At 47.5% G+C, this 14183-nt stretch carries 12 protein-coding genes, 1 tRNA gene and 1 pseudogene; 11 read left to right on the top strand and 3 right to left on the bottom strand.

Annotated elements, in window-relative coordinates:
• The first annotated feature begins 294 nt into the window (after window positions 1-294).
• The 8 genes from QOR82_RS07370 (at window position 295) to QOR82_RS07335 (ending at window position 10236) form a co-directional block, all read left to right on the top strand.
• Window positions 295-654, top strand: coding sequence for a hypothetical protein (locus QOR82_RS07370; RefSeq protein ID WP_283584133.1), 360 nt, complete (start codon window positions 295-297; stop codon window positions 652-654).
• Between the two features lie 48 nt (window positions 655-702).
• Window positions 703-773: transfer RNA gene (locus tag QOR82_RS07365), tRNA-Gly, on the top strand.
• A gap of 241 nt (window positions 774-1014) precedes the next feature.
• A complete protein-coding gene (argS, locus tag QOR82_RS07360) occupies window positions 1015-2703 on the top strand; it encodes an arginine--tRNA ligase (RefSeq protein ID WP_283584132.1) in 1689 nt (562 codons plus the stop codon).
• Between the two features lie 136 nt (window positions 2704-2839).
• Complete coding sequence (locus QOR82_RS07355; RefSeq protein WP_283584131.1) at window positions 2840-4966, top strand: PBP1A family penicillin-binding protein; 2127 nt, start codon at window positions 2840-2842, stop codon at window positions 4964-4966.
• 77 nt (window positions 4967-5043) lie between these two features.
• Complete coding sequence (locus QOR82_RS07350) at window positions 5044-5424, top strand: YlbF family regulator (RefSeq protein ID WP_283584130.1); 381 nt, start codon at window positions 5044-5046, stop codon at window positions 5422-5424.
• 69 nt (window positions 5425-5493) lie between these two features.
• Window positions 5494-6711: a metallophosphoesterase family protein gene (locus QOR82_RS07345; protein ID WP_283584129.1), complete on the top strand. Its 1218-nt coding sequence runs from the start codon at window positions 5494-5496 to the stop codon at window positions 6709-6711.
• A complete protein-coding gene (locus tag QOR82_RS07340) occupies window positions 6698-9175 on the top strand; it encodes an ATP-binding protein (RefSeq protein WP_283584128.1) in 2478 nt (825 codons plus the stop codon). Before QOR82_RS07345 ends, QOR82_RS07340 begins: the two co-directional genes overlap by 14 nt.
• A 116-nt stretch (window positions 9176-9291) precedes the next feature.
• Complete coding sequence (locus tag QOR82_RS07335; RefSeq protein WP_283584127.1) at window positions 9292-10236, top strand: peptidylprolyl isomerase PrsA; 945 nt, start codon at window positions 9292-9294, stop codon at window positions 10234-10236.
• Between the two features lie 74 nt (window positions 10237-10310).
• Here QOR82_RS07335 and QOR82_RS07330 read toward each other — a convergent pair whose 3' ends face one another.
• Together QOR82_RS07330 and QOR82_RS07325 are read right to left on the bottom strand one after the other, a co-directional pair.
• Window positions 10311-10631: a hypothetical protein gene (locus tag QOR82_RS07330; protein WP_283584126.1), complete on the bottom strand. Its 321-nt coding sequence runs from the start codon at window positions 10629-10631 to the stop codon at window positions 10311-10313.
• 3 nt (window positions 10632-10634) lie between these two features.
• Window positions 10635-11075 carry an HIT family protein gene (locus tag QOR82_RS07325; protein WP_283584125.1) on the bottom strand — a complete coding sequence of 147 codons (441 nt, stop codon included), beginning with the start codon at window positions 11073-11075 and terminating at the stop codon, window positions 10635-10637.
• A 111-nt stretch (window positions 11076-11186) separates the two neighbouring features.
• Between QOR82_RS07325 and QOR82_RS07320 the strand changes: the two genes are divergently transcribed.
• The 3 genes from QOR82_RS07320 to trmB are packed head-to-tail and all read left to right on the top strand — an operon-like array spanning window position 11187 to window position 13779.
• Window positions 11187-11924 carry an ABC transporter ATP-binding protein gene (locus QOR82_RS07320; RefSeq protein WP_283584124.1) on the top strand — a complete coding sequence of 246 codons (738 nt, stop codon included), beginning with the start codon at window positions 11187-11189 and terminating at the stop codon, window positions 11922-11924.
• Window positions 11917-13125 carry an ABC transporter permease gene (locus QOR82_RS07315; RefSeq protein WP_283584123.1) on the top strand — a complete coding sequence of 403 codons (1209 nt, stop codon included), beginning with the start codon at window positions 11917-11919 and terminating at the stop codon, window positions 13123-13125. Before QOR82_RS07320 ends, QOR82_RS07315 begins: the two co-directional genes overlap by 8 nt.
• 12 nt (window positions 13126-13137) lie before the next feature.
• On the top strand, window positions 13138-13779 hold the full coding sequence (gene trmB / locus QOR82_RS07310) for a tRNA (guanosine(46)-N7)-methyltransferase TrmB (RefSeq protein ID WP_283584122.1): 642 nt from the start codon (window positions 13138-13140) through the stop codon (window positions 13777-13779).
• Window positions 13780-13976: 197 nt separating this feature from the next.
• Here the strand turns inward: trmB and QOR82_RS09415 are convergent.
• Window positions 13977-14183 (bottom strand): annotated as a pseudogene (locus QOR82_RS09415) (IS3 family transposase); the annotation flags it as partial.

Here is a 14183-nt window from a genome sequence, read left to right as displayed (position 1 = left end):
CTAGTTGCCTAGAAAAAATATTTATTCAATTATCAAGCCAGAATATTCAACTTCCAACTTTTTGGGTACACGTCAATCCAGTTGGTAGCTTTCTTTTCGGTTTTTGCATGGATGGCAGCGAAGGTCGTAAGAAGACAAAGAATCGTTGCGATTAGCGTGATAATTGTAAGTTTAAGTGACATTAGGTCCTCCTTAAACTTTATTTTACCATTGACCGAAAGTCTTGTGAGTTGAAATTTATTGAAAAAAGAGTAGAATAATTACCGTTATTCTTATCAACAGTGAGGTGAGATCATGGCCAATCAGAAAAAGAAGAACAAAGATCAGCCAAAATATGATTTTGCTGTCGGCGATGTCATTAAGAGCAAAAAAATGGGACCGCTGGATCACGGTTTCACGGGCGAGGTCGAAAAAGTTTACGTCAACTCGGTAATGGTCGGCATTAAGGATTTTGAACCGTCAGATAAAAGCGGCGTTAATGAACTCAACGGCCGCGCGATCGTTCGGATGAAGGACGCCAAGATGGTGAAGAAGGTTCCGCGTAAAGCCAAAGAAGACGAGGCTGACGAAAACCAAGCAACGGCTGACTCCCAGTCAACTACGTCCGGGAAAACAAATAAATCAGCAAAAAACCAAAAAAAGGCTGACAAATAGTAATGAGTAGTCTATAATAATGAGGTGGTTTCAATTAGCCACCATGATGCGGGTATAGTTCAGTGGTAAAACTCAAGCTTCCCAAGCTTGCGTCGCGAGTTCGATTCTCGTTACCCGCTTGATAGCGTCGTGGTTCTCACGGCGCTTTTTTATAGAGAAGAGTAGTGATCTTGCTGATGCAAAGCGAGTGCAGGATGGTGTAAGCTGCATTGTCGGTTGTCATGAAGCGCGCTCTGTAAACTTAATTTTTAAATGATTTGTAGAGTGGAACTAATCTTCAATTAGAGTGGTACCGCGGGATTTTCTCGTCTCTAGTAAGGCCAACTTACTAGGGACTTTTTTAATAAGGAGCTTAAGGATATGAACGAAAAAGAACAAATTGTGGCAGCAATTCAAAAAGCGATGCCTGACCTGGATCAAAAAGTCATCATGAGCCGTCTTGAACGGCCAAAAGATAACAAAAACGGCGATTATGCACTGCCAACCTTCTTTTTAGCTAAGCAGCTGCACCAGGCTCCGCAAAAGATTGCAACTGACCTGGCACCCAAAATTGATCAATCGGCTTTTGATCAGGTGGTAGTAGCAGGTCCCTACATCAATTTTTTCCTCAAGAAGGGGCAAGTTGGTGCCGGCGTGCTTGAAGCAATTTTGGCAGACCCTGCTCATTATGGTTCATCAAAGTTGGGCAACGGCGCCCAGGTTACGATCGATCTTTCCTCGCCAAACATCGCTAAACCGATGGGGATGGGGCACCTGCGTTCAACCGTCATCGGCAATGCCATCGCTAATATCTTAGCCAAGGTCGGCTATCAACCTGTCCGGATCAACCACTTAGGTGACTGGGGAACCCAGTTTGGCAAATTGATGGCCGCTTATGAGATGTGGGGTGATGAGCAAGCTGTCAAAGCTGACCCGATCAATACCTTGCAAAAGTACTACGTGCGCATCAACACCGAAGCTGATAGCCATCCAGAATATAATGATGCCGGGCGGGAGTGGTTTAAGAAACTGGAAAGTGGCGATGCCGAAGCTACTCGTCTGTGGAAGTGGTTCCGGCGGGAATCGCTCAAGCGTTTCATGAAGATCTACAAAATGCTTGGCGTTGACTTTGACTCCTACAATGGAGAAGCTTTCTACAATGACAAGATGGACGAAATCCTTCAGCTCTTGGAAGACAAGAACTTGCTCCAAGAAAGCCGGGGTGCTGACATTGTTGACCTCAGTGCTTACAAGCTCAACCCAGCTTTGATTCGGAAGAGTGACGGTGCCACCCTTTACATTACCCGGGACCTGGCGGCAGCGCTTTTCCGGAAGCGGATGTATGGTTTTAAGCAATCGTTGTATGTTGTAGGTGCGGAACAGACCAATCACTTTGCCCAACTGAAGGCCGTTTTAAACGAGATGGGCTTCACCTGGAACAAGCAGATTCACCATGTCCCGTTTGGTTTAATGAGCCTTAATGGTAAGAAAATGTCGACTCGAAAGGGCAACATTGTCCAACTGGAAGACGTGCTGAATGATTCGATTAAGTTGGCTCGTCAGCAGATTGCCGAGAAGAACCCTGATTTGGCTAACGCCGACGAAGTTGCTCAACAGGTCGGGGTAGGTGCCGTGATCTTCCACGACTTGAAGAATGAGCGGACTAACGCCATTGACTTTAAGCTGGAAGATGTCGTGAAGTTTGAGGGTGAAACAGGCCCATATGTTCAATATGCGCGGGCCCGGGCCGAAAGCATTCTGCGTAAAGCCGGCAAGCCGGATTTTGCCGGGCAGGACCTGAGTTTAGACGATGCCGAAGCATGGCCAGTGATCAAACAGTTGGGTCAGTACGGTGAGACGATCGAACGGGCAGCCAAGGAATACGATCCTTCACTGATCGGGAAGTATGCCTTGACGCTGGCCAAGCTGTTCAACCAGTACTATGCTCATGTTCGAATTCTCGATGATCATCCGCAAAAAATGGCGCGCTTGGCCCTGGTTCAGGCTGTCAGTGACGTTCTGAAGTCTGCTTTGCAATTGCTGGGCGTTAAGGCACCAGATGAAATGTAACTGAGTTAATCGACGGATCTCCAGCCTTGTGCTGGGGATCTTTTTAATTCTTTGCTAAAGCTTATCATCGGTGACTACCAATGATATGAAATGTGGTAAAGTATAGGTCTATAAAATCATTTGAGGAGAAATATTGATGGACCATGAACCTAACGAGGGTCGCCAACTGGGAACCCGGTTCCGGGGCTGGCTGACCAAGTTTTTTGCGGCAGCCAGAATCAGTTTTAAACGGTTCTGGCATCGCTTTCAGCTGACTCGTTGGCTGATCGTGTTGTTTTTGATTTTGGTGCTGGCAAGTAGCAGTTACCTCACTTTTGTTGCGAAAACGGCTGGCGTGAAAAACCTTCAGGCGCGTTTGGAGCGGCCAACGCAGATTTATGACCGTAGCGGACGTTCGGCCGGGAGTCTGTACTCCCAAAAGGGAACCTACGTTAAACTCAGTGACATTTCGACTAACGTTCCCGACGCGGTATTGTCAACCGAAGACCGCAATTTTTACCATGAGCATGGTTTTTCGGTGAAGGGAACAGGCCGTGCTGTTTTCTTGCTGGTCAAGAACAAACTCCTCGGCCGGGATTATATTTCCGGAGGTGGCAGTACGCTGACCCAGCAGCTGGTGAAAAACGCCTTTTTAACGCAGGAACAGACTTTTTCACGAAAAGCCAAAGAAATCTTTATCTCTATCGAAGTTGAAAATCAGTATTCCAAGCACGAAATCTTGACGATGTACCTCAACAACGCCTACTTTGGTCATGGCGTGTGGGGAGTACAGGACGCAGCTAAGCGTTACTTTGATGAGAATGCCAGTGAATTGACGGTGCCTCAGGCGGCCACCCTTGCGGGGATGCTGACTGCTCCTGGCATTTATGATCCGGTGAACCATCCGGCAGCGACGCGGCAACGCCGTAATTTAGTGTTGCAGTTGATGGTTGAGAATCATAAAATCAGTCAGGCAGATGCAGATCGTTATAAGAAGACCTCCCTGGTGATTGCAAATGGTTACCACGGCAACGATTCTTACCGCTACCCTTACTACTTCGATGAGGTGATCAGTGAGGCCGCTAGCAAGTACCACCTGTCAGAAAAAGCGATCATGAATAACGGCTACAAAATTTATACTAATCTTGATCAGGGTCAGCAAAAAGCGATGCAAGATGTCTATGACGATGATGATAACTTCCCGGCAAATGCAGCCGACGGGACGATGACTCAGTCAGCTTCCATTGCGATGAACCCAAAGACTGGTGGTGTGACAGCGATAGTTGGTGGTCGGGGTGATCACGTTTTTCGGGGTTACAACCGGGCAACGCAGATCCGCCGGCAGCCAGGATCGACGATTAAACCGTTGGTCGTCTACACTCCAGCACTTAAAGACGGTTATTATTATGATTCAACGCTTCAGGATAAAAAGCAATCCTATGGGGCCAACCACTATACCCCCAAAAATTACAGCGATACTTACAGCGGGAGCGTACCTATGTACAAGGCTCTGTACAACAGTTTGAATGCACCGGCTGTTTGGTTACTTAATAAGATCGGGGTTGACGAAGGTTACAAGAGCGCTCAACGCTTTGGCCTTCCGGTGACGAATTCAGATAAGAACTTGGCCCTCGCCCTGGGGGGGATGACCCACGGGGTCTCGCCTCAACAGATGGCACGGGCTTATTCCGCCTTTGCTAACGGCGGGAAAATGACGTCACCGACCTACATCGTCAAAATTGAAGATGCCTCGGGGAAGGTGATTAAAAAGGCTGGTCGTCCGCAGACCAAGCGGGTGATGTCTGCCAGCATTGCCCGGCAGATGACAAGTATGATGATTGATGTTTTCAAATTGGGGACGGGGAAAACCGCCAAACCAAGTGGCTACACGATTGCCGGAAAGACTGGGACAACCAATTCCGGGGTCGATGGCTACGGTACAGGTGACCGCGACAAGTGGGTTGTGGGTTATACCCCTGACGTTGTGGTGGCGACCTGGGAAGGCTACGATAGCACGACTGCCAACCACCAATTGGAGGACATTTCAGATCATAATATCAATTCCTTGTTTAAGGCTGAGATGGAGGGCATTTTGCCAAATACCGCTGGCAACAAGTTTGATGTTGAAGATGCTCAGACGCGGGCAACTGGCGGGATGAATAGCAATGGCAGCAGTAAAACAGAGAATGAACTCAAAAATTGGTTCAACAATGCTAAAAACCAAAGTGGTCAGCTCGGCCAAAAAGTGAATGATTTTGTCAACAATCTACGCGGCTTATTCTAGTGGACAACGATTTGCTCTAACAATTGAGGGCGGATTTGGTATAATAATTGATGGATTTTACATTAGGAGGATTTACGATGGTAGTTAATATTTACGACACCGCCAATGAGATGGAAGAACAGATGAACAAAACGCAGGAATTCACTGCTTTAAAGAAGGCTTTCGCCGACATGCAGGCCGATCCTGATTCGATGCTGCTCTTCACAAAGTTCCAAAGCAAGCAGATGGAGCTGCAGAAAAAACAGCAAACTGGCCAACAACCAACCCAGGACGAAATCAAAGAAATGCAGGACTTGGCCCAACAATTTAGTGCCAAGCCACTGATCAAGAATTTGATGGAAAAAGAACAGGCAATGGACAACATGCTTCAACAGCTCAATGAGATCATTACTGGCCCAATTCGCAACCTTTACAATTCGGTGATGCCAAATCCTAACCAGGATAAGGACCAGAAGTAAACATTATTAGACTTACTTAGGAGGCTGAGATTTTTCAGCCTCTCTTTTTCTGTAAAGAGGGTGCATCCTTTGAAATTTATTCATACTGGTGACCTCCATTTGGATAGTCCCTTTCGGGGGTTGGCCAATCAATCGCCGGCTGCTGTTTATCAGCAGATTCAGCAGTCGACTTACCAGGCATTTGCGCGAATCGTGGATTTGGCCATTGATGAGAACGTCGACTTTATGCTGATTGTGGGGGACATCTTTGATCGTGATCACCATAGCGTCAAGGCGGCGGACTTTTTTACCCAGCAATGTCGGCGGCTGGCGGTCAAAGCGATTCCCGTTTACTTGAGTTATGGCAACCACGACTACCAGAACGTGGCGGATGATACGTTGTTGTTGCCGGAAAACGTCCACGTTTTTGCCAATCAGGTGGAAACGAAGACGCTTATCCTTGCCGATCAACGGCAGGTTAAGATTACCGGTTTTAGCTATGGCCGCAAGTGGATTCAGCAAGAGAAAGTGAGCGAATATCCGCTACGGGGCAATGCCGACTTCTGGATTGGGATGCTCCACGGTCAAGTCAAAAGTGGTCACGCCGATAATTATGCGCCCTTCACAGTTGACCAATTACTGAGTCGTCACTATGACTACTGGGCACTTGGCCACATCCATCATCACCAGCAGCTCAATGATCAACCGCCGATCGTATATTGCGGCAATCCGCAGGGACGTCACATTAATGAAGCGGGTCCGCATGGCTGCTATTTGGTCGAAGAAGAAGGTAGGCAGTTAGTACCCCGTTTCAGGGCGGTTTCCGTAATCAACTGGGAAAATTTGGATGTGATGATAACGGCTGATGACGATCAACGTAGCTTGCGCACCAAAGTGGTGAATGCGGCGGAGCAGCTCGCTGCCAAGCGGCCGCAAAGGCTGATTATGGTCAATATTCGACTACACTTGAGCGCAACAACGGACCTGGGACTTGATTCAACAGACTTTTTGGAGCAGCTCCAGGCAGGCCAAAGTCATGCCCCAAATTTGATTTGGTGGCCAGCTAACTGTGAGTTGGTTGGCTCGACAGCATTGCCCCAATTAACTGATGCTGACCGCCAATACTGGCAAGCCGCGGCGAATCAAGTTTTTCAGCCGAAAACGCTCCAGGACCTGGTGATCAATGATAAGAATTTGTCTGCCGACTATCTTCGTGACCAGCTGGCTGATCCTGACTTCATCAAGGAGCTGCGTCAAACGGCGACAACACTGCTGGGAAGGAGGCAGTCAGGGGATGAAAATTCTTAAAATTAAAATTGACGGTTTTGGCAAATGGGTCAACGCCAATTGGCAGATTAACCCCGGCTTGCAAACCATCTATGGGCCAAATGAGGCGGGCAAGTCGACCCTAGTCGAATTTATTCTGAGTGTCTTTTTCGGTTTTGCCAATGGCCGGGGGAAAAACAAGTTTCGGCGCTACGTTCCCCGTGACACTGAGGCTTATGGCGGGGCCCTGCTCGTTGAACATCACGGACAGCGTTATTGGATTAACCGCAAGAAAGGGAGCCGCGGAGCCGGCAAAGTCACCATTACAGACGAAAAAGGAAAACATGCCAAGGTCAGCCTGACTGATTTGCTGGGACCCTTGAATATTGATCTGGTAAAAAATGTTTTTTGTTTTGACCAGAGTGAACTCTCGCGAGTCGGCGACTTGACCGATGAGCGGGTAAAACAAAGCCTGCAGCAGGTGGGAGCCGTGGGAAGTCGCCAGTGGCAGGACCAAAAGGCGGCCTTCGATGATCAAGCCCAGTCGCTATACGGTCCCCGGGCCCGGACAAGACCGCTCAATCGGGCCTTGAATGAAGTTGATCAGCTAACTGCCAAGCTCAACGCTGCCCAGGAAAATAACAGTCGCTATGCACAATTGCAACGGGAGCTGCGGGCCAATCAAGAACAACTGGCAAAGGTTGAACAAGAGCTGCAAAGAGCTCAGGAAGAACAACAGCAGGCGGTAAAACTGCAACGGCTATGGCCGGTTTATGAACAGTGGCAAAGTGCCCGTGCTAAGGCCCACCAGCAGTGGGCGGCGACCGATGAGCAAATCGTCCAGTTGCAAAAACTCCGGGTTCGGGAACCAGAATTGCAGAAAACGGTAACGACGAAACAAGAACAGTGCGGCCGTCTTCAGGGGCAGCTGCAGACAATTGATGAAAAGCAGGTCCAGGACTACGCAAAGAAATGGCGCGGCAGTAACGATCCCCGCAATTTATTGCACAAGTTTCAGGCCGCTACTCTGGCCCACCAGCAGCAAGGCCGTCAGATTCAGTCGCAGCGTGACCAATTAGATCAACTTCAGCAACGATATGGAAAGCCTTTACCGCAACCCTTGTCTAGCAAGGAGGTCCAAGAATTGCAGTCTTTGCAGCAGCAGCGCCGGTCAGGTCATCAAGGTGGGGCGGCATCCACAACGGCTATCGTGCCAAGTGTCGGCTTTTTGACCTTGTTGGCCGGCTTCGTCTTCTCTAATGTCGTTTTGACCTTGTTGGGCTTTGTGCTTGTCCTGGCTGGTGGTTACTTGCTGTACCGCAGTTCAGAGCAAAAGAAGGACAACACACTCCAGCGAAACGCAATCACCCGTTTTGGGCGTGTGCACGGCTATGCCAACATTCCAGTTGAACAATGGTTGGCAATACAAGGAGAATTGCGTCATGGTAAGGATGTAGTTGAATCGATTGCCAAGTTTGAGGAAGAAGAACGGCGCCTTGCCAGTCGTCAGCGAGATTGGGCTGTGCGTTTTGCTGACGTTAACGCGGCTTCGGCAAGTGATTTCTGGCAGCAGCTCTTGGATCAATTGGACCGTTTGGAACAACAATACCAAAAATGGCGCCAACTGCAGACGCAGTTAGTAACGGCTGAGGGTGAACTGGCCCACAGCCAAGAACAATTATCGGCAACTAAAAACACCAAAGTGAAGGCCTTTCGACAACTACATGTTGCTAACTGGGCCGAGTTTGATAACTACCTGAAAACTCGGGCTGCCGCCATTAAAACTGGCGCTCAAGTTGCAGTGACGGAACAGCAGCTCAGTGCTCAGGATCGGACAGCACTACAAAAATTGGGTAGTGTCGAGCGAGTGGATCAGTATGTTGCCGATCGCCAGGAAGAAGTCAGCCAGTTGATGGCCAAGCAAAATCGGTTGACGACTGACAGCGAAGCTATCAAAGTGCAGCTCGATAACCTGGTCAAAGACGGAACAATGACGGAATTAGAACAGCAGTTGGCTAATGCTCAGGCAAAGGTTCAGCAGCTGCTGAAGCAGTATCTAACTTTTCGGCTGACGGAAAAATGGATTAACCAAGCTCTTGAATGCGCTTCGGCGGATCGCTATCCGCTGATTTTAAAGCGGGCGATTAACTACTTCCGGTTGTTAACGGCTGACCGTTATTCCAGTATCGAATTTAATTCTTCTGGTAATTTGATGGTTACTTCGGTGGCACGTCAGCAGTTCGATGTTAATGAATTGTCGACCGGGACCGCCGAACAGCTCTACATTGCTTTGCGCTTGGCTTTTGTCAGCGTGATGAGTGATGTCGTTGAATTTCCGCTGATCATTGATGATGGCTTTGTCAATTTTGATCAGCTTCGCAAACAGCGGATGGTTACTTTGCTGCAAGAAATCGCTAAAGACGAGCAGGTCCTCTACTTGACAGCAGATGATCGCCGCGAAGAGCTGCACAATGCCGGTTCTGTCCTGGATTTGACAGTTTCGTAATCGTGAAACAAAATTGAAAGAATGATTAAGAATTATAAATTCGATTGTTGTTGAAGCCGTTTGTGTTATAGTAGAACGGTGTCAATATAACAGAATCACCAAGGAGTGAAAATAATTTGAAAAGTAAGAAGATGTTAGCACTTGTTGCCGGTGCAATCTTAATGCTGCCCTTGGCGGCTTGTGGCAATAAAGCTGTTGCAACGACGAGTGGCGGTAAAATTACTGAAAGTCAGTATTACTCCAGCATGAAGCAGACCAGCCAGGGGAAGCAAGTGCTTCAGCAAATGATCCTGGACAAGGTTCTGCAAAAGCAATATGGCAAGCAAGTGAGCGACAAGCAGGTCGATGCTGAGTACAACAGCTACAAGAAGCAATACGGCTCCTCATTCTCCAGTGTACTTTCCCAGCAAGGGTTGACGACCAAGAGCTTCAAACAGCAAATCAAGTCTAACCTCCTGCTCCGCGCGGCGGTAAAAGACTACTCCAATATCAGCAATGCTGACATTAACAAGCAGTGGAAGAAGTACCAGCCAAAGGTTTCAACTGCTGAGATTCTGGTTGGCTCCAAGTCTAGTGCCCAGTCGATCATCGATCAGCTGAACAACTACTCTGGTTCTAACAAGTACCCGAAGTTTAAGAAGCTGGCTAAGAAGTACTCAACTGACAGCTCTACCAAGAATAATGGTGGCAAGGTGCCAGCCTTTGACAATACTGACACCCAGCTGGATTCGGCTTACAAGAAGGCTGCCTTCAAACTGAAGACGAATGAGTATACGAAGTCACCGGTGCGGACGTCCAATGGTTACGAAGTAATTTACATGATTAACCACCCAAGCAAGGGTCTGAAGTCTGACCACATCAGTGACATCAAGAACCAGATTGTTGAACAGAATATGAATAACACGACCTTCTTGCACAATGTCGTGTCTAAAGTTTTGAAGAAGGGGAACGTTTCAATCAAGGATAACGACTTGAAGAACGTTCTAGATGGCTACCTAACTAACAATACCAATGGTAGCAATTCTTTGGGAACGTCCACTAGTTCATCTTCTAGCAAGTAATAACCCGCTAAATTAAAAAATCGGCACCAATTAGTGCCGATTTTTTTAGGTCGGAAAAACGATTTTCCTTTTGCTTATTCATTTTCGAATTTTGCTAACAGTCGTTTGATTTTCTGAATGTGCGCCTGGTTGCGGTTGTTCATTCGCTTAATAGAGCGGTTGATTGACCGGGCCGCCTTAGCAGCAGCTTGCGTTCCCGGTTCCAATTCCCTTAGGGAAGCGTTGAGCTGCTTGACGGAATCCTTGACGGTTTCAGCTGCCGCGATGATTTCCTTGGTGTTTTCACGACGATTGCGGTAGTGAGTGCGCATGTCGTCAATGGCTACCTCACTATGCACTTTTAACACTTTAGCTTGCCGTTTGATTTTAGCCAAATTCTGTTGAAACTTCGTCACTGCTTAAGCCCCCATGTGCTTGATGATGTTATCTTGAATTTCCTTGTACTTCGTCTCGTTGTAGGATGCAGAATTATCCGTAAACTTAATTTCGAACGGGTCCGATGCGGAATAACGCGGTAGAAGGTGAATGTGGGAATGGAAAACGGATTGGTAAGCGACCCGCCCGTTGTTATTCATGATATTCATTCCGATGATGTCAGGATTGGAAGCTTTGATGGCCCGGGCAATCTTCGGAATGCGGGCAAAGACAGCAGCTGCTAATTCATCGTCGTAATCAAAGATGTTTTTAACGTGTTTCTTTGGAACCACCAGGGTGTGACCTGGCGTGTTTTGCGAGATATCCAGAAATGCTTTGACCACGTCATCTTCATAAACGGTGTAACTTGGGATTTCACCGCGGATGATCTTGCAAAAAATACAATCTTTTTCTTCATCTGCCATTTGATCAGCTCCTTATTTGCTTATTGCCCTTAGTATAGCTGATCAGCGCAATGATGCACAAGATTAGCCTATGTTATAATTTAGCGGTAAGTAGAACAGGAAGGGACCAATATGACTTTAAAAATTGAACACCTCGTGGGAGGTTATGGGCAAGTGCCCGTCTTAAAAGACGTTAGCTTTAATGTTGAGCCTGGCGAACTAGTGGGCTTAATCGGTCTCAACGGGGCTGGCAAATCCACGACGATTAATCACGTCATCGGGTTGTTGCGCCCTTACTCGGGAACCATTTCGCTCGATGGACTGACGGTGAAAGCCAATGAAGCGGAATACAAGCACTCGATTGCCTACGTTCCAGAAACGCCCATTTTATATGATGAACTGACCTTGCGGGAGCACCTGGAACTGACGATGATGGCTTATAGTTTGGATCCAGAGAAAACGTGGCCGCGTGCTAAGGACTTATTGCAGACCTTTCGTCTTGACAACAAATTGGACTGGTTCCCTGCGAAATTTTCGAAGGGGATGAAGCAGAAAGTAATGATCTGCTGCGCCTTTTTGCACGATCCCAAATTGTTGATCGTTGATGAGCCTTTTTATGGTCTTGATCCGTTAGCTGTTCATGAATTGTTACGGCTGATCAACAGAGCCAAATGCCACCACACGGCAGTTTTGATGTCGACTCATGTTTTGGATACGGCAGAACGTTATTGCGACCGCTTCGTCTTGCTGACAGCGGGGCGGGTGAAGGCGAGTGGAACCCTTAAGGAATTGCGTCAACAAGCTCACAACGAGCATGCCTCGTTGGATGACATCTATCTGAAGATGGCAAGGGATGGTGTCGATGACTAATTTATACAAGAAACGCGAGTCTGCTCATTTCGTGATGCTGATCAAGTACTGGCGCTTGGTTTTCAATGACCACTTTGTCATCGCCCTCTTCTTTCTGTTGGGAGCGCTGGCTTACGGCTATGTTGGCTGGTTAGCCAAGCTCCATCAGGGACTTTGGTGGGCACCCCTACTGTTGATTATCTGGTCAGCCTGCCTTTTGCAAGTCGGTCGACTGGCCACCCTTTTGCAGCCCGCTGACCGGGTCTTTTTGCTACCACAAAGTCAGGCAATGACGGCCTATATGAAAAAGGCTTGGCGACACAGCCTGCTGCTTGCTGAAATGATCACCATTGCAGGAACAATCGTTGCCCTTCCTTTTGCTCGAGTGACGATGGGCTGGAACAATTATCAGCTCGCCTGGGCTGTGATTGCGATGGCAATTGGGAAGCTCGATTGGCTGTTGCTCAGTTGGATTCATCTGAATAACAATACTCATCTGGCACCGGGTAAGCGGGACTGGATGAACAATCGCTGGCTGCAGTCGATTGTGATTGCCATCGGGATTTTCGCTAAAGATGCCTGGGCGGGGGCGATTGTGGCCGTCCTCTTCCTGCTTGCCAATTGGTTGGAATACCGGATAGCCTTTAGTTTGGATTGGAATCGCGCCATTGATTACGAACAGCACCGAATGGATAGTATTTACCGCTTCTTTAATCTTTTTACTGACGTACCAAGTGTCCAGGGGTCAATTAAACGTCGGCGGTGGGCCCGGGGAATTGTCAATGTTTTGACCGTCAATGGCCATTCCTGGTCCTATCTCTATGCGTGGGGTTTTGTCCGTAACGATGATTTTGCTGGTCTGGTAAGTCGACTGACCATCGTAGCAATGCTGGTGGTTTTTTTCGTGAGTTTGAGCTGGTTAAAATGGGTGTTGACCCTGCTTTTCATCTACGTCATCGCTGGGGAGCTGACGCCTTTTTATAAGCACTTTGATGCCAATGCGATGACCCATCTTTTTCCGGCGAGTCATTCTCAACGGGTGCACGATTTTCAGCACTTGACCTTCGTGGTGCTCTTGCTCAGCGGTTGCCTAATCGGTTTAGCGAGTCTGGGTAATCGGGGTGATTGGCAAGTGATGCTGATCGACATCGTCTTGGCAGTTATTGAAGCGGTCTTAATTAGCCGGATTTTGATACCGCAACGACTAAAAAATGTGAAATGAGGTAATGAATCAATGCGTGTGAAGCACAAAAAGTGGGCTGAGCCGTTAATGCAGGCTCACCCGGAGATGCTGGTGAAAGAGCCGGCAAAGTACGCTGGTAAGTGGCAGGAACGTTTTGCTAAAAAACAACCTTTACAACTGGAACTCGGGATGGGAAAGGGACAGTTTATCATTGGCATGGCCAAGGCACACCCTGAGATCAACTTTATTGGGATGGAAATTCAGTCGACTGTTGCGGCAATTGCCTTAAAAAAGGCCTTACCAGAAAAATTGCCGAATTTGCAGTTGATTAACGCTGACGGGGCTGAATTGACGAGCTTTTTTAAGTCTGGCGAGATTGATAAACTTTACTTGAATTTCTCCGATCCTTGGCCTAAGTCGCGTCACGAAAAACGACGCCTGACTTATAAGACCTTTTTGCATGAATATCAAGAAATTTTGCAAGATCAGGGCGCAATTGAACTAAAGACTGACAACATGGGCTTTTTTGAATATTCGATTTGCTCCTTAAATAATTGCGGCCTTCACTTTGATGGCCTTTGGCTTGACCTGCACCATAGTGATGAACAAGCCAACAACGTTGAGACCGAATATGAACAAAAATTTGCCGCGAAGGGACAGCCAATTTATAAGTTGGCAGCGCATTTTGCCTGAAAAAAGCATTGGGGTGTTCCGTATTGAATTGTAAACGAGTGGTAGCTTGTAGAGGATTGCTGGGGATCTGACTTATCACCTGGAGTGTGTTTTTTTGCTGCTATTCCAAAAAAGAAGCCGGAAAATGGATTTTCTGACGTATATCCAAAAAGTTGGAAGTTGAATATTCTAACTTGATAATTGAATAAATATTTTTTCTAGGCAACTAGACACTGTTCATATTGATACGGTGTTTGGTTGCTTAGTTTTGTTTGAATGCGCCGTTCATTATAGAAGTGCATCCATTCTTCAATTGCTTGGATGAGTTCATCCTGGTTGTGATAATTCATCAGTTCCAATCTCTGCTTTTAGCTTACTAAAAACGGTCTCACAAGCCGCATTATCTAAACAGGTTGCTCGATGAG

The sequence above is a fragment of the Limosilactobacillus difficilis genome (genome assembly GCF_947387495.1).
Taxonomy (GTDB): Bacteria; Bacillota; Bacilli; order Lactobacillales; family Lactobacillaceae; genus Limosilactobacillus; species Limosilactobacillus difficilis.
The sequence above is the reverse complement of the archived record's forward strand: the minus strand, read 5'-3'. Positions and strand labels throughout refer to the sequence as shown.

Excerpts from the sequence above, each read along its gene's own strand:
- QOR82_RS07370 (WP_283584133.1), top strand. The coding sequence starts at position 295 with ATGGCCAATCAGAAAAAGAAGAACAAAGATCAGCCAAAATATGATTTT.
- argS (WP_283584132.1), top strand. The coding sequence starts at position 1,015 with ATGAACGAAAAAGAACAAATTGTGGCAGCAATTCAAAAAGCGATGCCT.
- QOR82_RS07355 (WP_283584131.1), top strand. The coding sequence starts at position 2,840 with ATGGACCATGAACCTAACGAGGGTCGCCAACTGGGAACCCGGTTCCGG.
- QOR82_RS07350 (WP_283584130.1), top strand. The coding sequence starts at position 5,044 with ATGGTAGTTAATATTTACGACACCGCCAATGAGATGGAAGAACAGATG.
- QOR82_RS07340 (WP_283584128.1), top strand. The coding sequence starts at position 6,698 with ATGAAAATTCTTAAAATTAAAATTGACGGTTTTGGCAAATGGGTCAAC.
- QOR82_RS07325 (WP_283584125.1), bottom strand. The coding sequence starts at position 11,075 with ATGGCAGATGAAGAAAAAGATTGTATTTTTTGCAAGATCATCCGCGGT.
- QOR82_RS07320 (WP_283584124.1), top strand. The coding sequence starts at position 11,187 with ATGACTTTAAAAATTGAACACCTCGTGGGAGGTTATGGGCAAGTGCCC.
- QOR82_RS07315 (WP_283584123.1), top strand. The coding sequence starts at position 11,917 with ATGACTAATTTATACAAGAAACGCGAGTCTGCTCATTTCGTGATGCTG.
- trmB (WP_283584122.1), top strand. The coding sequence starts at position 13,138 with ATGCGTGTGAAGCACAAAAAGTGGGCTGAGCCGTTAATGCAGGCTCAC.